This window comes from Ruegeria sp. BHSC026 (genome assembly GCF_059613065.1).
Genome location: NZ_JBXWRV010000006.1, coordinates 198,897 through 216,823 on the forward strand (window position 1 = coordinate 198,897; position 17,927 = coordinate 216,823).

Below are 17,927 nucleotides of genomic sequence, written 5' to 3' on the forward strand. Positions count from 1 at the left end.
CTGAAACCCCTGCTGAAGAAAGGCGCGCATTGAGCGACCCGGTGCATTTCGACCAAGGTGAGCTGGTGGCGGTTCTGACGACCCAGCCTCTGGACCGGACGTTGGATTACAAGGCGCCCGAGGGGGGGTGTTTCCTGGGCGCCTTCGTCGAGGTGCCGCTGGGTCCGCGCAAGGTGTTGGGCGTGGTCTGGGGGGCCGGGCGCGGTGATTTCGATCGCAGCAAGATCCGCTCGGTCATCCGGGTGCTGGACGTGGCGCCCATGCGCCAAGAGATGCGCCTGTTCCTGCAGCGTGCGGCAGACTACACGCTGACGCCGATGCCGGCCATGCTGCGGCTGGCCACCCGCGCGCCCGGGCTGGGCGACCCGCTGTCGATGCGCAAGATCTATCGGCTGGGCAGCGGCACACCCGACCGCATGACCGACGCCCGCGCCCGGGTGCTGGAGGTGCTGCGTGATTATGGCGGCCTGGCCTTTACTCTGAAAGAACTGGCCGAGATGGCCGGGGTCACTTCGTCGGTCGTCAAAGGGTTGGTCAAGCAGGGCGCAGTGCGTGAGGAGGACAGCCCCCGCGACCTGCCTTATCCGACGCTGGATCCGGACCGGCCCGGCAAAGCTCTGACCCCCGACCAGACCGCTGCCGCCGACACGTTGCGGGCGGCACTGCGCAGCGGAACTTATGGCACCACGCTGCTGAAGGGCGTGACCGGGTCGGGCAAGACCGAGGTCTACCTTGAAGCGGTGGCCGAAGCGCTGCGCATGGGCCGGCAGGCGCTGGTGCTGCTGCCAGAAATCGCGCTGACCGCCGAGTTTCTGACGCGGGTCGAGGAGCGGTTCGGTGCGCGCCCGGCCGAATGGCATTCCGGTGCCACGATGACTGAACGCCGCCGTGTCTGGCGCATGGTCGGGCAGGGCGATGCGCAGATGGTGGTGGGCGCGCGGTCGGCGCTGTTTCTGCCGTTCCGCGATCTGGGCCTGATCGTGGTGGATGAGGAACACGACACCTCTTACAAGCAGGAAGACGGCGTGCATTACAATGCGCGCGACATGGCGGTTCTGCGGGCGGCGATCTGCGGGTCGCGCGTGATCTTGGCCAGCGCGACACCGTCGCTGGAAAGCTGGGCCAATGCCGAGGCCGGCAAGTATGACCGACTGGACCTGACCTCGCGCTTTGGGGCGGCGGTGCTGCCGGACATGAAGACCATCGACATGCGCGCCGAGAAGATGCAGCCGGGCACCTGGATTTCCCCCAGCCTGCGCCAGGCGGTGCAGGCGCGCATCGAGAAGCGCGAACAGTCGCTGCTGTTCATAAACCGCCGGGGATATGCGCCGGTGACGTTGTGCCGGGCCTGCGGCGAACAGATCGCCTGCGACCACTGCGATGCGCGCATGGTCGAGCACCGGTTCCTAAAACGTCTGATGTGCCATCAGTGCGGCGAGACCAAGCCCATGCCCGAGGCCTGCCCCGCCTGCGAGGTCGAGGGCAAGCTGGCCCCGGTCGGCCCCGGCATCGAACGTCTGGCCGAAGAGGCCGAGGCGACCTTTCCCGACGCCCGTATCGCCATGCTCAGTTCCGACCTGTTCGGTTCGGCCCGGGCGCTGAAGGCCAAGATCGAAGAGATCGCCGAGGGCGACGCCGATATCGTCATCGGTACGCAGCTGGTGGCCAAGGGGCACAATTTCCCGAACCTGACGCTGGTCGGGGTGATCGACTCGGATCTGGGCCTGCACGGGTCCGACCTGCGCGCAGCCGAGCGGACCTTTCAACTGATGCGGCAGGTGGCCGGCCGGGCCGGGCGGGCCGACAAGCCGGGGACGGCGCTGCTGCAGACCTTTCAGCCCGAACACCCGGTGATCCGCGCGATCCTGTCAGGGGACGAGGAAGGATTCTGGCGGGCCGAGGCCGCCGGGCGTCAGGCGGCCGGGGTGCCGCCCTATGGCCGGATGGCGGGAATCGTGCTGTCCGGACCCGAGGTCGGGCCCGTCTTTGACATCGGCAACATATTGGCGCGCAATGACGCGCCGCTGCGGCAGATCGGGGCACAAGTCTTTGGGCCAGCCCCGGCGCCGATTGCCCGTATCCGCGGGCGGCACCGGGTGCGGCTGCTGATCAAGGCGCCCAAGGGGGCGCCGATCCAGGACGCCATCGCCCGCTGGATCGCACCGGTGCGCCTGAAGGGCGACATCCGCCTGACCGTCGATATCGACCCGCAGAGCTTCTACTGACCCTGCATCAGCGCAGACCCGATGTGCACGGGGGATTTCCTCTCGCCAGCCGGGCGGATTGGGCGTAGAGAACTCTCATGCTGAAACCGATGCCCCTGTCCCAGGCCCAGAGCCTGCCGTTCTGGCGCCGCCCCGTCACTTTGCTGTTCGTGATGGCGCTGACCATGCCAATTGCGTTCAATGCATGGAGCGCACTGCTGAACAACTTCGTGATCGAAGTCGCGGATTTCGACGGGGCAGACATCGGCCTGCTGCACACAGTACGCGAAATCCCGGGCTTTCTGGCCGTTGGCGTGATCGCGGTGATCCTTTTCGTGCGCGAACAGGTGCTGGCCATGATTTCGCTGATGCTGCTGGGCGTGGCCACGGCGGTGACGGCTTGGTTTCCCAGCCTCGGCGGGCTGCTGTTTGTGACCCTGTTCAGCTCGATCGGGTTTCACTACTACGAAACGGTCAATCAATCGCTTCAGCTGCAATGGCTGCCCAAGGACCGCGCCCCGCAGGTGCTGGGGTGGCTGGTGGCGATGGGATCGGCCGCGACGCTTGTGGTCTATGGGCTGATCGTGCTGACCTGGGATCGGTTCGATCTGTCCTACAACACGGTCTTTATGGCGGCTGGTGGTTTGACCGCGGTGCTGGCGCTGTTCTGCCTGATCGCCTATCCGCAATTCGATGCGCCGACACCGCAGACCAAGAAAATCGTGCTGCGCCGCCGCTACTGGCTGTATTATGCGCTGCAGTTCATGGCGGGCGCGCGGCGGCAGATCTTCGTCGTGTTCGCGGGGTTCATGATGGTCGAACGCTTTGGCTTCGAAGTGCATCACCTGACCAGCCTGTACCTCATCAACCTGATCATCAACATGGCCGCCGCCCCTCTGTTGGGCAAGGCCGTTGCGGTGTTTGGCGAGCGGCGCACGCTGATCTTCGAATATCTGGGCCTTGCCATCGTGTTTGCGGCCTATGGCGGCATCTACTGGTTCGGCTGGGGCGTGCTGCTGGCGGCCATTCTCTACGTCATCGACCACGTGCTGTTCGCGCTGGCTTTGGCGCTCAAGACCTATTTCCAAAAAATCGCCGATCCGGCCGATATTGCACCCACCGCGGCGGTGGCCTTTACCATCAACCACATCGCGGCGGTGTTTCTGCCGGCGCTGCTGGGGCTGTTGTGGGTTGTGTCGCCGGGGGCGGTGTTCGGCCTGGCGGCGGGCATGGCGCTGATCTCTCTGGCGCTGTCGCTGCTGATCCCGCGCCATCCCGAGCCGGGGAACGAGACCGTCTTTTCGAAATACGCCCCCGCACCGGCGGAATGACACCCGGGACGCTTGACCTCGACGGCTGACGGCCCTAGGCGCAAAGGCGGTTTCTGCAGGAGGTTCCCATGCCTACATTCACCGCCTTGACTACCCTGACAGGCAAAGCCGCGGCCGAAAGCCTCGGCGAAGCGATGGAGCGTCTGGATCCCGAACCCACCGGCGTGGGCGTTTTTGAGGTCGAGGACGGCTCGGGCCTGTGGGAGGTCGGCGGCTATTTCACCGAAACCCCGGACGAGGCTGCTCTCGCCCTGCTGGCGGCGGCCTTCGAAGCCAAGCCGTTCGTGGTGTCGGAACTGCCGGAAACCGACTGGGTCGCCCATGTCCGGCGCGAGCTGGCCCCGGTCGAGGCCGGGCGGTTTTTCGTCTATGGCAGCCACGATGCCGACAAGCTGCCCGAGGGACGCATCCCGCTGCTGATCGAGGCGGCGATGGCCTTCGGCACCGGGCACCACGGAACGACGCTGGGATGTCTGAAGGCGCTGGACAAGCTGATTGAGAATGGGTTCGAGGCCAGCAAGGTCGCCGATATCGGCTGCGGTACGGCGGTTTTGGCGATGGCGGCGGCGCGGGTCTGGTCGGGCGAGATTCTGGCCAGCGACATCGACGAGGTTGCCGTAGAAGTGGCCGAGGCCAACTTGAAGGCCAACGGCATGGCCGGGGCCGTCCGTTGTGTCGAGGCCGCCGGATTTGACCATCCCGACCTCCAAGCGGCGGCGCCTTACGATCTGATTTTTGCCAACATTCTGAAGGGTCCGCTGGTAGCCCTTGCGCCGGAAATCGCGCAGAATCTGCGCGGAGGCGGACATGCGATCCTGTCGGGAATCCTCAACGAGCAGGCCGACGAAGTGGAATCGGTTTATACACGAAACGGGTTCAATACGATGGATCGATCAATGATTGGTGAATGGACGACGCTAGTCTTAACCAAACAGGGCGCAAATTAGACCATTTGCAGGAGTTTTGTGGATTTTTGCCACGGTTTTGACGCATTCTCCTTCTACCGTCATCCAATGAATTTGGGGGGCGGTTTTTGGAGGCTGCCATGACAGGAAAACAACTTGAATTCGATCAGCGCGTTCATCGGCTGACAAAGAAACACAACAAGATGAGCCGCGGCTATCGCGCGACCATGCGCAAAGATGGTTTGGTCGTCATGAAACCCCAACGGGTGCGCTCGGCCGTTCCGCTGAAGGTTCTTGTTATGTGTCTGGTCGGGGTGTTTGCATTCAAGGCTTTCCTGTTGTCCAGCCTGGGACCGTCCGGGTACCAAACCCGGCTCGACGTGCTGAACGGCGGGACAGCGATCGAACAGGCCGGTGCATGGGTCATGCAGATCGATCCGGTGACACAATTCATGTCCGATCAATTCAAGGCGATCATCTACAAGCTGTCTTGAACGCAAACACCGCGCACCTTCCGGTCCGCGGTGTTCGTTTTTTGCCCCCGCCTCTGAACCGATGGCTGGAGTGAGCAAGTGAGTGGTGGTGGCTGTCGTTCAGCGGCGGCCTTCGGCGACTGCTTCGATGTCGCCCCGGCACAGGCCGATGTCTTCCAATTCACGATCGCTCAGGCCGTTCAGCGCCTTGCGGGTGATGCGGGCATCATTCCATTCGATGACGGCGTTCACGATCGAGGCCAGAAAAGCGCCGATACGGCCTGCAAAGCCGATCGAGCCAATTGCGGCGCGGGTGGGTTCCAGTGCAGCCATATCCTGCTTCCTTCTGGTTGGTGCTTCATTCCAAATGCTGCGCGGCAGCTAATGACGAAGGTGCGCCCGAGCAAGGCACAAAATTGCATGTGTCCCATGCAGATTTTGCAAGGGTCCCGATACCTGAAAAAGCCATGAAAAAAAGGTGAAAAATGACCCCCGAGCCATGTCGATTTCAGACCTTTCGGCGTCGGATTCAGGCCGCCGTGTCGCAGGTGGAGCATAGGTGTCGTTTTTGGGTGTGGTGTCAATTCGCTTGGAAAATGTTCACGCTTCGTGCTAATCGATGAAAAAGATCACGAAAACCCGAGCAGGCCGAGGCACAACATGCGAATTCTGGGCATCGATCCGGGGCTGCGCACCCTGGGATGGGGCGTCATCGAATCACATGGCAGCCGGCTGAGCCACGTTGCCAACGGCCTGTGCAAATCCGACGGGGATGATCTGGGCGAGCGGCTTTTGTCGCTGCACAACCAGATCGTCGAGGTGATCGCCGAGCATCAACCCGACCAGGCAGCGATCGAACAGACCTTCGTCAACAAGGACGGCGCCGGGACGCTGAAGCTGGGTCAGGCGCGCGGAGTGGCGTTGCTGACCTTGGCGCAGGCCGGGTTGCCGGTGGGCGAATATGCGCCCAACCGGGTCAAGAAAACCGTGGTGGGCGTAGGGCACGCCGAGAAGGAGCAGATTCTGCACATGGTCAAACTTCAGTTGCCGGGATGCCAGCCCAAGGGGGCCGATGCGGCGGACGCGCTGGCGATCGCGATCTGCCATGCGTTCTACGGGGCGACGCCGCAGGCCCGCATCAAACAGGTGGTCTCATGATCGGCAAGCTGACAGGACGCATCGACTACCGCGCGGCGGATCACCTTCTGATCGACGTGCGCGGGGTCGGCTACATCGTCTATTGCTCGGACCGCACCATGGCGGCCCTGCCCGGGGTGGGCGAGGCGGTCTCGCTGTACACCGATCTGGTGGTGCGCGAGGACCTGATGCAGCTTTACGGCTTTCTGTCACTGGTCGAGAAAGAATGGCACCGGCTGCTCTGCTCGGTTCAGGGAGTGGGGGCCAAGGTGTCGCTGGCCATTCTGGGGGCGCTGGGGCCGGACGGGGTCAGCCGGGCCATCGCGCTAGGCGATTGGGGCGCGGTAAAGGCGGCCAAGGGTGTCGGGCCTAAGACCGCGCAGCGCATCGTGCTGGACCTGAAAGACAAGGCGCCCGGCGTCATGGCGATGGGCGGCACGGTGACCGAGGCAATGGACGGCCCCGTGGCCGAGGTGGTTGAACCCGCAGACCCGGCGCCGGCCCCCGTGCGGTCCCCGAAACCCGGCGCGGGTGCGGCGTCGGCGGGTGCTTTGTCGGCGCTGTCGAACCTGGGGTATGGCCCGTCCGAGGCCGCCTCTGCCGTGGCTGAGGCCGCCGCCAACCTGCCCGATGCCGGCGAGGCCGAATTGATCCGCGCGGCGTTGAAACTGCTGGCTCCGAAAGGCTGAATGAATGGTTGATGCCGACCCGACCCTGCGCCCGCAGCCTCTGCCCGAGGACAACGACCGCGCCTTGCGCCCGCAGGGGCTGGACGAATTCATCGGCCAGGCCGAGGCGCGGGCCAATCTGCGCATCTTCATCCAGTCGGCCCGCCAGCGGAACGAGGCGATGGACCACACGCTGTTCCACGGCCCTCCGGGCTTGGGCAAGACGACGCTGGCGCAGATCATGGCGCGCGAACTTGGGGTGAACTTCCGCATGACCTCGGGGCCGGTTCTGGCCAAGGCCGGGGATCTTGCGGCGATCCTGACCAATCTCGAAGAGCGCGACGTGCTGTTCATCGACGAGATTCACCGCCTGAATCCGGCGGTGGAAGAGGTGCTGTACCCGGCGATGGAGGATTTCGAGCTGGATCTGGTGATCGGCGAGGGCCCCGCGGCCCGTACCGTGCGGATCGAGCTGCAGCCCTTTACCCTGGTCGGGGCGACCACGCGGATGGGCCTGCTGACCACCCCGCTGCGCGACCGGTTCGGTATTCCCACCCGGCTGCAATTCTACACCGTGGACGAGCTGCACGAGATCGTCACCCGCAACGCCCGCAAGCTGGGCGCGCCGGCCGATGACGACGGTGCGCGCGAGATCGCGCGCCGGTCGCGGGGCACCCCTCGTATCGCCGGGCGGCTGCTGCGGCGGGTCGTGGATTTCGCCATTGTCGAAGGCGACGGTCGCATCACGCGCGAACTGGCCGATGGCGCGCTGACGCGGCTGGGCGTCGACAATCTGGGTCTGGACGGGGCCGACCGCCGCTATCTGAAACTGATCGCCGAGAATTATGGCGGAGGTCCGGTGGGGATCGAGACCCTGTCGGCCGCCCTTTCCGAAAGCCGCGACTCGCTCGAGGAAGTGATCGAGCCCTATCTTTTGCAACAGGGCTTGATCCAGCGCACGCCGCGCGGCCGGATGCTGGCACAGAAGGCCTGGACGCATCTGGGGATGGCCGCGCCCAAGGGACAGAGCGACCTGTTTGGTTGAAGCCGCCGGCCTCAGACTTTAGGGCTGGGGCGAGAGAATTTTCAAAAGACGAAGGGCAGGGCGTGACACCCGAAGAGATCCAGGCGCTGTTTACCCGATCCGATGGCGCGTTCCTGTTTGCGCGCTGGGGCCGTCCGATCGTGCCTGTCGTGTTCGGGGTAGAGGATGAAACCCTGGCCACGGTCAAAGGCGCGTTCGAGGCGGTGGTTGCGCTGGCCGATCACAAGATGGCCGAGACCGACCCCGAACTGGGCGCGAACTGCATGGTGTTCTTCTTTCGCGAGTGGAGCGAGTTGCCCGAGGTCCCCGACCTGGATCGTCTGATACCCGATCTTGTCCCGCTGGTTGCGCGGCTGGAGGGCGCCGGGGCGAACCAGTACCGGATTTTCCGCTTCGACGAAGACGGTGCGATCCGAGCGGCTTTCGTCTTTCTACGGATGGATCGCGAGTTGTCGAAGGTGCCGGCTGAAACCCTGGCCCTTTCGCAGGTCGTTCAGACCATTTTGCTGTGGTCCGACACGGCGTTCCGCGACCGCTCGCCCCTGGCCGTGGCGGGCGAGACGACGATCCTTCGGCCCGACATTGCCGGGTTGATCCGCGCCGCCTATGATCCGGTTCTGCCGGCGGTGGCGCAGGACCCTTCGCACGCGCTGCGCCTGTTTGCCCGGATGGAGCGTCCGCAATGAAACACGTCTTTCCCATTCGCGTCTATTACGAGGACACCGACATGGGAGGCGTCGTCTATCACGCCAACTACCTGCGCTATATCGAGCGCGCCCGGTCGGATTGGGTCCGGAATCTGGGCAATGACCAGAACGCAATGCGTGAGGCGGGTGTCGTCTGGGTCGTGCGGCGCGTCGAGGCCGACTATCTTGCCTCGGCCAGGTTCGACGACGAGTTGATCGTCGAGACCGAGGTCGTCGCGATCTCGGGCGTGCGTCTGACCATGGCACAGCTGATCCGTCGGGGTGACACCGAGATCTTCCGCGCCACCGTCACCGCCGTCTGCATCAACAAGGACGGCAAGCCGATCCGGTTGCCGGCAGAGATTCGCGCATTGATGTAACAATTTGCTAAGGCCCGGCGGTTCTGATGGCATTTTGCACGCAACTGCGCTAGCGTTCGGCAAAACAAGGCCAAACAACGGCCGCCAGGCAAAAACAAAGAGCAGGTTCATGGAAGCTGAAACGCTGGCGCTTGCGCAGGAGATCGATTTCTCCATGTGGGGGCTGTTTGCCCGCGCGACATTCATCGTCAAAGTCGTGATGCTGATGTTGGTCGTCGCATCCTTCTGGTCGTGGTCGATCATCATTCAACGGCTGATCAACTATCGCGCGGCCCGGCGCGAGGCGGAGGCATTCGATCAGGCCTTCTGGTCGGGCAATCCGCTGGACGAACTGTTCGAGCAGATCGGACCGCAGCCCGATGGCGCATCGGAAAAGATCTTCGCGGCCGGGATGATCGAATGGCGCAGGTCGCATCGCAACGACGGCGGGCTGATCGCGGGGGCCACGGCCCGTATCGACCGGTCGATGGACGTGGCCATAGCGAAAGAGGCCGAAAAGCTGAACAAGGGCCTGCCGATCCTGGCCACGGTGGGGTCCACCGCGCCCTTCATCGGGCTGTTCGGCACGGTCTGGGGCATCATGAACGCCTTCATCGAAATCGCCGAGCAGCAGAACACCAATCTGGCCGTCGTGGCGCCGGGCATCGCCGAGGCGCTGTTGGCCACCGGTTTGGGCCTGCTGGCGGCGATTCCGGCAGTGATCTTCTACAACAAGCTGAGCGCGGACAGCGACCACATCGTCGGCGGATACGAGGCATTCGCCGACGAATTCGCGACCATCCTGTCACGCCAGTTGGACAGCTGACATGGGCGCGGCGATGCAGCAATCGTCGGGCGGCAACGGGCGTCGCCGCGGACGCCGCCGCGGCCGTGCCCAGCCGATGGCGGAGATCAACGTCACCCCCTTCGTGGACGTGATGCTGGTGCTGCTGATCATCTTCATGGTTGCCGCCCCACTGATGACGGTGGGTGTTCCGGTCGACCTGCCCAAGACGGCGGCCAGCGCCTTGCCCAGCGACAACGAGGAACCGCTGACCGTGACCATGACAGCGGGTGGACGGGTGCAGATTCAGACCACGGACGTCGCGCGTGACGAATTGGTCGGCAAACTGCGCGCCATCGCGGCCGAGCGAAGCAGCGACCGCGTGTTTCTGCGGGCCGACGGCGCGATCCCCTATGCGCAGGTCATGCAGGTCATGGGCGCGTTGAACGCGGGGGGCTTTTCCAATGTGGGCCTGGTCACCGACACCGGCGGACCGTCGCTGGACGAAGGCCAAGAGTGAGGCCGCGCGGTGGATACCGGCACCAAGATTTCGGCGATTGCCCACGTCACCCTGATCGGCTGGGCCTTGTTCGGCGGCACCTTCCGCTCCGAGCCTCTGCCGATGGCCGTACAGGAGGTGTCGGTGATCTCGGCCGAGCAATTCGCGGCGCTGACTGCACAGCGGGAGGCTCCGGCGGTGGCGGTGGCGCCTGGTGGGCTTGAAACTCCGGACGCAGAACCCCCGGCGCCTCAGCTCCCTGAGCCGGTTGATGAGGAACCACCGCGACCCGAAACCGTGACTCCGCCGGAACCAGACCCCGAGCCTCAGCCCGTCCCCGTCGAGGCACCGCCCGAGCCGGAAATCATCGAACAGCCCCCGGTTCTGGCGGAGCCCGAACCCGAGGTGGCCGTTTTGCCCGCCTTGCCTGAGTCTCAGCCGCGCCCCGCCGACAAGATCGCGCCGGAACCCATCGCGCCGCCACCGCCGGATGCCAAGCCCGATGACATCGAAACACCGGCCGTTTCATTGGATGAGGGCGCCGAGACCCAGCAAGAACAACAGGATCAGACCGCCCCTGAAGAGGCGACCGACCAGATCGTGACCGAAGCGGAACAAGGCAAGGACCTGTCGCCCCAACGTTCGCCGCGCCCGCGGGTACGGCCCAGCCGGCCGCAACCAACCGCTCAGGCCGAGGTGGCCGAGACCAATACACCATCCGAGCCGGCCCCGCAGGATCAGGCCGCCATCAACGATGCCCTGGCCGAGGCGCTGGGTGCCGCCGAGGAACCGGCCGGCCCGCCCCTGACAAGCGGCGAGAAAGACGCGATGCGTCTGGCCGTATCGCGGTGCTGGAATGTGGGGTCCCTCTCGACCGACGCCCTGCAAACCGTCGTCGTGGTCGGCTTTTCGCTGAACCGCGACGGCACGATCGTTGCGGGCAGCCTGCGGATGCTGGACAGCTCGGGCGGGTCGGCGGGCGCCGCGAAACAGGCATACGAGGCCGCCCGACGCGCGATTTTGCGCTGTGGTGCCAAAGGATACGACCTTCCTGCTGACAAATACGCGCATTGGAAGGATATTGAGATCACCTTCAATCCCGAGAGGATGCGGATCAAATGATGAAACTACTGACCAGCCTCCTTGTCGGCCTGACCTTGCTGTCGGCCCCGGCGTCTGCCCAGACAGGGCCGCTGAGGCTGGAGCTGGATCAAGGCATCATCGAACCGATGCCCTTCGCTGTGCCGAACTTCGTGCCCGATACCCCGGCCGCCACGCAATATGCCACCGACATCAGCCGCGTGGTCGCCACCGATCTGACCGGCACCGGCCTGTTCCGCGAAATCGCGCCCGAGGCCTTCATCAGCCAGGTCAGCAGTTTCGAGGCCCCGATCCAGTTCGCTGACTGGAAGGCGATCAACGCCGACGCGCTGGTGACCGGCGCGGTGAACCTCTCGGGCAATACCCTGACGGTGCGGTTCCGGCTGTGGGACGTGTTTTCGGGGCAGGAACTGGGCAACGGGTTGCAGTTTTCGGGCCCGATCGATGGATGGCGGCGGATGGCGCACAAGGTGGCCGATCAGGTCTATAGCCGCATCACGGGCGAGGGTGGCTATTTCGACAGCCGCGTCGCCTATGTGTCGGAAAGCGGCCCCAAGGATCAGCGGCGCAAACGGTTGGCCATCATGGACTACGACGGCGCCAATGTGCAGTACCTGACCGACAGCGCCGCCATCGTTCTGGCGCCGCGCTTTTCACCGGCGGGCGACCGGCTGCTGTACACCAGCTATGAAAGCGGCCGCCCGCGCATCTATCTGCTGGATGTGGGCCGGGTGAAAAAGCAGGAGCTGAAAACGCAGGACGGCACCATGAGCTTTTCGCCGCGGTTCTCGCCCGACGGTCGCTCGATCGTCTATTCGCTGACCCAGGGCGGCAATACCGACCTGTGGAAGATGGATCTGGCCTCGGGGCAGAGCGTACGCCTGACCAATACGCCTGCCATTGAAACCGCACCAAGCTATTCGCCGGACGGTTCGCGGATCGTCTTTGAAAGTGATCGGTCGGGCCAGCCTCAGTTGTATGTGATGCCCGCCAATGGCGGCGAGGCGACCCGCATCAGCTTTGGCCAGGGCCGCTATGGCACACCGGTCTGGTCGCCGCGGGGCGATCTGATTGCCTTCACCAAGCAGAACAAGGGCCGCTTCCACATCGGCGTGATGCGCGTGGACGGCAGCGAAGAGCGTCTTCTGACCGCCTCGTTCCTGGATGAAGGTCCGACCTGGTCGCCCAATGGCAGGGTCATCATGTTCACCCGCGAAACACAGGGGGCCAGCGGGCGGTCTACGCTGTATTCGGTCGACATCTCGGGGCGCAACCTACGCCCGGTCCGCACACCGGACGGGGGCAGCGATCCGTCATGGGGGCCGTTGTTGAAATGAACTGATTGTCAATGATGCCGACGTTCACAAGGTACCTTGGCTGTGATAGACAGGCGTCAAACAACAAAATGGAACCAGAGGCGATTGAAATGAACGTATTGAGCAAGATCGCGGCACTGGGCGCGCTGGCGCTGGTGACCGCATGTACCGACAATGATCCGTCGGCCCTGGGCGGGGCAGGCGGGGCCGGGACGCTGGTGCCGGGATCGGCCAGTGATCCGCGCTCGCCGGCCTATTTCCAGCAGGCGGTCGGTGACCGGGTTCTGTTCGCGGTCGATCAGTCCACGCTGACGACCGAGGCGCGGACCATTCTGCAGGGCCAGGCCGATTGGCTGCTGGCCAATACCGACTATACCGCCACCATCGAAGGCCATGCCGACGAACAGGGCACGCGGGAATACAACCTGGCGCTGGGCGCCCGCCGGGCCAATGCCGCGCGCGAGTTTCTGATTTCGCGCGGGGTGGCCGGGAACCGCCTGCAGACCATCAGTTATGGCAAAGAGCGCCCGATCGAGATTTGCAGCACCGAGGAATGCTACTCCAAGAACCGCCGCGCGGTGACGGTGCTGACCGGTTCGACCGCGGGGTGACGGTATGAAGGTTGCAGGTTTGGTGCTGGCGGCGGCCCTGACCGTCGCCACCGGGGCGCAGGCGCAGGATCAGCAGACCCTGGCGGATATCCGGCAGGAGCTGACCGTGCTGCATGTAGAAATCCAGCGGCTCAAGCGCGAGTTTTCGACCACCGGCGCGCCCGCGCCAAACCTGTCCGGCAGCTCGATCCTGGAACGGGTTGATGCGATTGAGGCCGAATTGCAGCGGCTGACCCGCCAGACCGAGCAGATGAACCAGCGTATCCAGAACATCGTGAGCGACGGCACCAACCGGATCGGTGATCTCGAGTTTCGGCTTTGCGAGCTGGAGCCGGGCTGTGAGTTCAGCGGCGAGCCGACCGCGCCCCTTGGCGGCGAGGACGCCGCGACGATCGTCACCCCACCGGCGCCGGACATCGCAGAGGGTGCCGGCCAGGTCGAGCTTGCCGTGGGCGAGCAGGCCGATTTCGACGAGGCGGCGCAGGCCCTGGCCGATGGTGATTTCCAGACGGCCGCCGACCTGCTGGCGCAATTCGACGCCAAGTATCCTGGCAGCCCGCTGGCCGCCGAGGCCAATCTGCGCCGCGGTCAGGCGTTGGAAGGGCTGGGGGACACGCGTGAAGCCGCGCGGGCGTTTCTGGCAAGTTTTACCGTCGAATCCGAGGGTCCCGTAGCCCCCGAGGCCCTGTACGAACTGGGCGCTGCGCTGGGCCGTCTGGGACAGGTCGAACAGGCCTGCATAACCTTGGGCGAGGTTTCGGTGCGCTTTCCCGATTCGGGTTTCGTTTCCGCGGCGTCGCAGGAAATGGCGTCGCTGGACTGCTCTTGACCCGCGACACCGAGAGCCTTCTTTCCGGGCTTCGGACGCGGCTGCCCAGCCCCTTGCCGCCTCGGCTGGGAGTCGCGGTTTCGGGCGGCAGCGATTCAACCGCCCTGTTACATTTGCTGGCGCGCGTCGCAGGGGGTGAGGGCATCCGCCTGTTCGCGGCCACGGTGGACCACGGCTTGCGTCCCGAGGCCGGGGATGAAGCGACCCGGGTGGCCGCGCTGTGCGAACAGATGAATATCCCGCACACGATCCTGGAATGGAGGGATTGGGACGGGTCAGGCAACCTGCAGGATCAGGCCCGGCGGGCGCGGTATCAATTGCTGCGCGGTTGGGCGGCTGAACGGGGCATAGCGGCCATCGCCCTGGGGCACACGGCGGATGATCAGGCTGAAACCGTTCTGATGCGCCTTGCCCGCGCGGCTGGCGTTACCGGCCTGTCGGCCATGCCCGTGATGCGGGACATGGGAGGCGTCACCCTGTATCGGCCCTTGCTGTTTGCCACCCGTGCCGATCTGCGCGCCTATCTGGACACGGAAGGGGTCGGCTGGGCAGAGGACCCTTCGAATCAGGACCGTCGGTTCGACCGGATCAAGGCCCGGCAGGCGCTGGCGGGCTTGTCCGAACTGGGGATCACTGCCGAAACTCTGGCGCGCGTCGCTGAGAACATGGGACGGGCAGATCAAGCCTTGCAACGATATGCGCGGGAAATGGCCCAGAGCATCGCGACCCAGCACGCGGGTAGTATCCAGTTGGACCGGGCGGGCTTCGCCGCCGCTCCGCCAGAAGTTCAGCGACGGCTGGTCGTGGGGTTCGTGCGTTGGATCGCGGGGGAAGACTACCCTCCGCGTCAGGCCACGGTCGCGCGCGCGATGGCCGCGATTGCGGCAGGGCAAGCCGCTGTGATCGGAGGATGCCAGATCGTTCCGTCCGGGAAATTTGCGTGGATTTGCCGAGAGCTGAACGCCGTGTTCGGGAAGGTTGCCAGGCCGGGCGACCTCTGGGATGGGCGCTGGATTCTGCGCGGGCCGGACACCGACGGCACCGAGACGCGCGCGCTGGGCGAGGTTGGACTGAGACAGTTACCGGACTGGCGCGCCGAGGGATTGCCGCGGGTCGTGCTGAGTTCGACGCCCGCGGTCTGGCGGGGCGATCACCTGCTGTCGGCGCCGCTGGCTGGTCTGGCCAATGGCTGGATGGCTGAAATCGTCCCCGCGCGGGCCCAGGTTCAGGCCGCGTTTTTATCGCATTGAACCTGCGCCAATCATCTCTATTTTAAGGGTCAACACGGCAGGTTGTGATCTGCCGAAGTCTTTTGGGAGATATTTCTTGGGCAACGCGCGCAACATCGCCTTCTGGGTCGTTCTGTTCCTGCTGATCCTTGCATTGTTCAACCTGTTCAGCGGTCCAGGTGGAACGCTTCAGAGCAACGAACGCACCTATTCCGATTTCGTCAGCGCCGTCGAAGCGGGCGACGTCAAGAACGTGACGCTGGACGGGGAACAGATCCGCTATACCACGGGGTCCGGCGGCAACTATGTCACGATCAAACCCGGCGATGCCGAGGTCACCAAGCTGCTGATCGAGAAAGACATCCCGGTTCGGGCAGAGAAGCAACAGCAATCGGGTTTCCAGTCGTTCCTGATCACGCTGCTTCCCTTCCTGCTGTTGATCGGTGTCTGGGTCTATTTCATGAACCGGATGCAGGGTGGCGGCAAAGGCGGTGCCATGGGCTTTGGCAAGTCCAAGGCCAAGATGCTGACCGAAAAGCATGGCCGCGTGACCTTTGACGATGTGGCGGGCATCGACGAGGCCAAGGAAGAACTGGAAGAGATCGTCGAGTTCCTGCGCAACCCGCAGAAATTCTCGCGCCTTGGCGGCAAGATCCCCAAAGGCGCGCTGTTGGTCGGCCCTCCGGGTACCGGGAAGACGCTGCTGGCCCGAGCGATTGCGGGTGAGGCCGGCGTGCCATTCTTCACCATCTCGGGTTCGGACTTCGTCGAGATGTTCGTGGGTGTCGGTGCATCCCGTGTGCGCGACATGTTCGAACAGGCCAAAAAGAATGCGCCTTGCATCGTCTTCATCGACGAGATCGACGCCGTGGGTCGCCACCGTGGCGCCGGTTACGGCGGCGGCAACGACGAACGCGAACAGACGCTGAACCAGCTGCTGGTCGAGATGGACGGGTTCGAGGCCAACGAAGGCGTCATCATCCTGGCCGCAACCAACCGCAAGGACGTGCTGGACCCGGCGCTGCTGCGCCCGGGCCGCTTTGACCGTCAGGTGACCGTCGGTAATCCCGATATCAAAGGACGCGAGAAGATCCTTGCGGTCCATGCCCGCAAGACGCCGCTGGGCCCGGATGTCGATCTGCGCATCATCGCGCGCGGCACACCCGGGTTCTCGGGCGCCGATCTTGCCAACCTGGTGAACGAGGCGGCTTTGATGGCCGCGCGGGTCGGTCGGCGTTTCGTGACCATGGAGGATTTCGAGAACGCCAAGGACAAGGTGATGATGGGGGCCGAGCGCCGCTCGATGGTGTTGACACAGGACCAGAAGGAAAAGACCGCCTATCACGAGGCAGGCCATGCCGTTGTCGGCATGACCCTGCCGCTGTGCGATCCGGTCTACAAGGCCACGATCATTCCGCGCGGCGGTGCGCTGGGCATGGTGGTCAGCCTGCCCGAGATGGACCAGCTGAACTATCACAAAGACGAGTGCGAGCAGAAGCTGGCCATGACCATGGCGGGCAAGGCCGCCGAAGTCATCAAATACGGCGAGGATCACGTCTCGAACGGCCCGGCCGGCGACATCATGCAGGCCAGCCAGCTGGCGCGGGCCATGGTGATGCGCTGGGGCATGTCCGACAAGGTCGGCAATATCGACTATGCCGAGGCGCATGAGGGCTATCAGGGCAATACCGCCGGGTTCTCGGTTTCGGCCCATACCAAGGAGTTGATTGAGGAAGAGGTCAAGCGCCTGATCCAGCAGGGATATGAGCGCGCGCACCAGATCCTGACCGACCATCACGAGGAATGGGAGCGTCTGGCGCAGGGCCTTCTGGAATACGAAACCCTGACCGGAGACGAGATCAAGCGGGTGATGAAGGGCGAGCCACCGCACGCAGGCGATGACGAAAGCGGTACACCCGATCAGGGTGGCGCGGCCAGCGTGACGGCAATTCCGAAGACCAAGCCCAAGAAATCTCCGCCCGAGGGCGGGATGGAGCCCGAACCCACTGCATGACGCAAAAAACCCGGCCCACGCGCCGGGTTTTTTCTTGCCTTTCCCGGAATGGGACGCAGGCTGCGACGGATAGATCGTCAGACAAGGAAATTCCCATGCCCGTTTTGCGCGAAACCGATTTCAAGGCCACGGTCGTCTGGCTGGGGCATGTCCCGGCCGGGGACTCTCTGCGTGCCCGCTCGGTAGACCGGCTGGACCTTGATTTCGCGGGCGACAGCGGTGCGCGCCACCAAGGGCTGAACCGCCCTTCATGCGTGCGGGTCAGCAACCTGTATCCACGGGGCACGGAGATCCGCAACGTGCGCCAGTTGACGATCCTGTCGGCCGAGGAACTGGCCGATATCGCCGACGAAATGGGTATCGACAGCTTGGACCCGGGTCTGCTGGGGGCCAGCGTCGTTGTGCAGGGGATTCCGGATTTTACCCATGTCCCGCCATCCTCTCGCCTGCAGGCCAGCGGCGGGATGACACTGACCATCGACATGGAAAACCGCCCCTGCGTGCTGCCTGGCCGCGAGATCGAGGCTGACGCGCCCGGCCATGGCGCTGGGTTTAAGCCAGCCGCACAAGGGCGGCGCGGGGTGACGGCCTGGGTCGAACGACCGGGGGCCGTGACGCTGGGCGACACCCTGACCCTGTTTGTTCCCGATCAGCGCCCCTGGTCGCCCTGACGCGCAAGCGTTTCCCATTCGAAACCGCTGAACGGTGACAACGCCGTTTCGCGGCTCGAAAATGT

Annotated in this window: 19 protein-coding genes; 18 read left to right on the forward strand and 1 reads right to left on the reverse strand. The window is 64.4% G+C overall.

Going from position 1 to position 17,927, the window contains the following annotated elements:
• Positions 1 to 29: 29 nt before the first annotated feature.
• The 4 genes from AC2FME_RS10250 to AC2FME_RS10265 all read left to right on the forward strand — a co-directional run bounded on the left by AC2FME_RS10250 (position 30) and on the right by AC2FME_RS10265 (position 4,934).
• A complete protein-coding gene (locus AC2FME_RS10250; protein ID WP_496800366.1) occupies positions 30 to 2,225 on the forward strand; it encodes a primosomal protein N' in 2,196 nt (731 codons plus the stop codon).
• A gap of 77 nt (positions 2,226 to 2,302) precedes the next feature.
• A complete protein-coding gene (locus AC2FME_RS10255; protein WP_496688376.1) occupies positions 2,303 to 3,535 on the forward strand; it encodes an MFS transporter in 1,233 nt (410 codons plus the stop codon).
• Positions 3,536 to 3,603: 68 nt separating this feature from the next.
• Positions 3,604 to 4,482, forward strand: coding sequence for a 50S ribosomal protein L11 methyltransferase (locus AC2FME_RS10260; RefSeq protein WP_496800367.1), 879 nt, complete (start codon positions 3,604 to 3,606; stop codon positions 4,480 to 4,482).
• Between the two features lie 98 nt (positions 4,483 to 4,580).
• Positions 4,581 to 4,934 carry a hypothetical protein gene (locus AC2FME_RS10265; protein WP_490362348.1) on the forward strand — a complete coding sequence of 118 codons (354 nt, stop codon included), beginning with the start codon at positions 4,581 to 4,583 and terminating at the stop codon, positions 4,932 to 4,934.
• A gap of 99 nt (positions 4,935 to 5,033) precedes the next feature.
• Here the strand turns inward: AC2FME_RS10265 and AC2FME_RS10270 are convergent, their stop codons facing one another.
• The gene (locus AC2FME_RS10270) at positions 5,034 to 5,246 is read right to left on the reverse strand and encodes a DUF1127 domain-containing protein (protein ID WP_496800368.1); all 213 of its coding nucleotides are present in this window, start codon (positions 5,244 to 5,246) and stop codon (positions 5,034 to 5,036) included.
• Between the two features lie 327 nt (positions 5,247 to 5,573).
• Here AC2FME_RS10270 and ruvC point away from each other — a divergent pair, with 327 nt between their 5' ends.
• The 14 genes from ruvC (at position 5,574) to AC2FME_RS10340 (ending at position 17,862) form a co-directional block, all read left to right on the forward strand.
• Positions 5,574 to 6,071: a crossover junction endodeoxyribonuclease RuvC gene (ruvC, locus tag AC2FME_RS10275; protein WP_496681345.1), complete on the forward strand. Its 498-nt coding sequence runs from the start codon at positions 5,574 to 5,576 to the stop codon at positions 6,069 to 6,071.
• On the forward strand, positions 6,068 to 6,739 hold the full coding sequence (gene ruvA, locus AC2FME_RS10280) for a Holliday junction branch migration protein RuvA (protein WP_496681347.1): 672 nt from the start codon (positions 6,068 to 6,070) through the stop codon (positions 6,737 to 6,739). Before ruvC ends, ruvA begins: the two co-directional genes overlap by 4 nt.
• Before the next feature lie 4 nt (positions 6,740 to 6,743).
• Positions 6,744 to 7,763 (forward strand): Holliday junction branch migration DNA helicase RuvB, encoded by a 1,020-nt coding sequence (gene ruvB, locus AC2FME_RS10285; RefSeq protein WP_149775762.1) that lies wholly within the window; start codon positions 6,744 to 6,746, stop codon positions 7,761 to 7,763.
• A 62-nt stretch (positions 7,764 to 7,825) separates the two neighbouring features.
• Entirely contained in the window at positions 7,826 to 8,449 is a 624-nt protein-coding gene (locus tag AC2FME_RS10290) for a hypothetical protein (RefSeq protein ID WP_496681350.1), read from the forward strand.
• On the forward strand, positions 8,446 to 8,829 hold the full coding sequence (ybgC, locus tag AC2FME_RS10295) for a tol-pal system-associated acyl-CoA thioesterase (RefSeq protein WP_496681352.1): 384 nt from the start codon (positions 8,446 to 8,448) through the stop codon (positions 8,827 to 8,829). Before AC2FME_RS10290 ends, ybgC begins: the two co-directional genes overlap by 4 nt.
• Positions 8,830 to 8,938: 109 nt before the next feature.
• Positions 8,939 to 9,634 (forward strand): protein TolQ, encoded by a 696-nt coding sequence (gene tolQ, locus AC2FME_RS10300; protein WP_496681354.1) that lies wholly within the window; start codon positions 8,939 to 8,941, stop codon positions 9,632 to 9,634.
• Position 9,635: 1 nt separating this feature from the next.
• On the forward strand, positions 9,636 to 10,112 hold the full coding sequence (gene tolR / locus AC2FME_RS10305) for a protein TolR (protein ID WP_496800369.1): 477 nt from the start codon (positions 9,636 to 9,638) through the stop codon (positions 10,110 to 10,112).
• A 9-nt stretch (positions 10,113 to 10,121) separates the two neighbouring features.
• Entirely contained in the window at positions 10,122 to 11,213 is a 1,092-nt protein-coding gene (gene tolA, locus AC2FME_RS10310; protein WP_496743486.1) for a cell envelope integrity protein TolA, read from the forward strand.
• On the forward strand, positions 11,210 to 12,529 hold the full coding sequence (tolB, locus tag AC2FME_RS10315) for a Tol-Pal system beta propeller repeat protein TolB (protein WP_496688385.1): 1,320 nt from the start codon (positions 11,210 to 11,212) through the stop codon (positions 12,527 to 12,529). The genes tolA and tolB overlap by 4 nt, the downstream gene beginning before the upstream one ends.
• Before the next feature lie 89 nt (positions 12,530 to 12,618).
• Positions 12,619 to 13,119 carry a peptidoglycan-associated lipoprotein Pal gene (gene pal, locus AC2FME_RS10320; protein ID WP_496800370.1) on the forward strand — a complete coding sequence of 167 codons (501 nt, stop codon included), beginning with the start codon at positions 12,619 to 12,621 and terminating at the stop codon, positions 13,117 to 13,119.
• A 4-nt stretch (positions 13,120 to 13,123) separates the two neighbouring features.
• Complete coding sequence (ybgF, locus tag AC2FME_RS10325; RefSeq protein WP_496800371.1) at positions 13,124 to 13,948, forward strand: tol-pal system protein YbgF; 825 nt, start codon at positions 13,124 to 13,126, stop codon at positions 13,946 to 13,948.
• Entirely contained in the window at positions 13,945 to 15,198 is a 1,254-nt protein-coding gene (tilS, locus tag AC2FME_RS10330; RefSeq protein ID WP_496800372.1) for a tRNA lysidine(34) synthetase TilS, read from the forward strand. The genes ybgF and tilS overlap by 4 nt, the downstream gene beginning before the upstream one ends.
• Before the next feature lie 76 nt (positions 15,199 to 15,274).
• Positions 15,275 to 17,191, forward strand: a complete 1,917-nt coding sequence (ftsH, locus tag AC2FME_RS10335) for an ATP-dependent zinc metalloprotease FtsH (protein ID WP_496681367.1) — start codon at positions 15,275 to 15,277, stop codon at positions 17,189 to 17,191.
• 95 nt (positions 17,192 to 17,286) lie between these two features.
• Entirely contained in the window at positions 17,287 to 17,862 is a 576-nt protein-coding gene (locus AC2FME_RS10340; RefSeq protein ID WP_496688393.1) for an MOSC domain-containing protein, read from the forward strand.
• Positions 17,863 to 17,927: the final 65 nt, after the last annotated feature.

Excerpts from the sequence above, each read along its gene's own strand:
- tolB (WP_496688385.1), top strand. The coding sequence starts at position 11,210 with ATGATGAAACTACTGACCAGCCTCCTTGTCGGCCTGACCTTGCTGTCG.
- AC2FME_RS10260 (WP_496800367.1), top strand. The coding sequence starts at position 3,604 with ATGCCTACATTCACCGCCTTGACTACCCTGACAGGCAAAGCCGCGGCC.
- ruvA (WP_496681347.1), top strand. The coding sequence starts at position 6,068 with ATGATCGGCAAGCTGACAGGACGCATCGACTACCGCGCGGCGGATCAC.
- ybgF (WP_496800371.1), top strand. The coding sequence starts at position 13,124 with ATGAAGGTTGCAGGTTTGGTGCTGGCGGCGGCCCTGACCGTCGCCACC.
- AC2FME_RS10270 (WP_496800368.1), bottom strand. The coding sequence starts at position 5,246 with ATGGCTGCACTGGAACCCACCCGCGCCGCAATTGGCTCGATCGGCTTT.
- AC2FME_RS10340 (WP_496688393.1), top strand. The coding sequence starts at position 17,287 with ATGCCCGTTTTGCGCGAAACCGATTTCAAGGCCACGGTCGTCTGGCTG.
- AC2FME_RS10255 (WP_496688376.1), top strand. The coding sequence starts at position 2,303 with ATGCTGAAACCGATGCCCCTGTCCCAGGCCCAGAGCCTGCCGTTCTGG.
- pal (WP_496800370.1), top strand. The coding sequence starts at position 12,619 with ATGAACGTATTGAGCAAGATCGCGGCACTGGGCGCGCTGGCGCTGGTG.
- AC2FME_RS10265 (WP_490362348.1), top strand. The coding sequence starts at position 4,581 with ATGACAGGAAAACAACTTGAATTCGATCAGCGCGTTCATCGGCTGACA.
- tolQ (WP_496681354.1), top strand. The coding sequence starts at position 8,939 with ATGGAAGCTGAAACGCTGGCGCTTGCGCAGGAGATCGATTTCTCCATG.
- ruvC (WP_496681345.1), top strand. The coding sequence starts at position 5,574 with ATGCGAATTCTGGGCATCGATCCGGGGCTGCGCACCCTGGGATGGGGC.
- ybgC (WP_496681352.1), top strand. The coding sequence starts at position 8,446 with ATGAAACACGTCTTTCCCATTCGCGTCTATTACGAGGACACCGACATG.
- ruvB (WP_149775762.1), top strand. The coding sequence starts at position 6,744 with ATGGTTGATGCCGACCCGACCCTGCGCCCGCAGCCTCTGCCCGAGGAC.
- tolR (WP_496800369.1), top strand. The coding sequence starts at position 9,636 with ATGGGCGCGGCGATGCAGCAATCGTCGGGCGGCAACGGGCGTCGCCGC.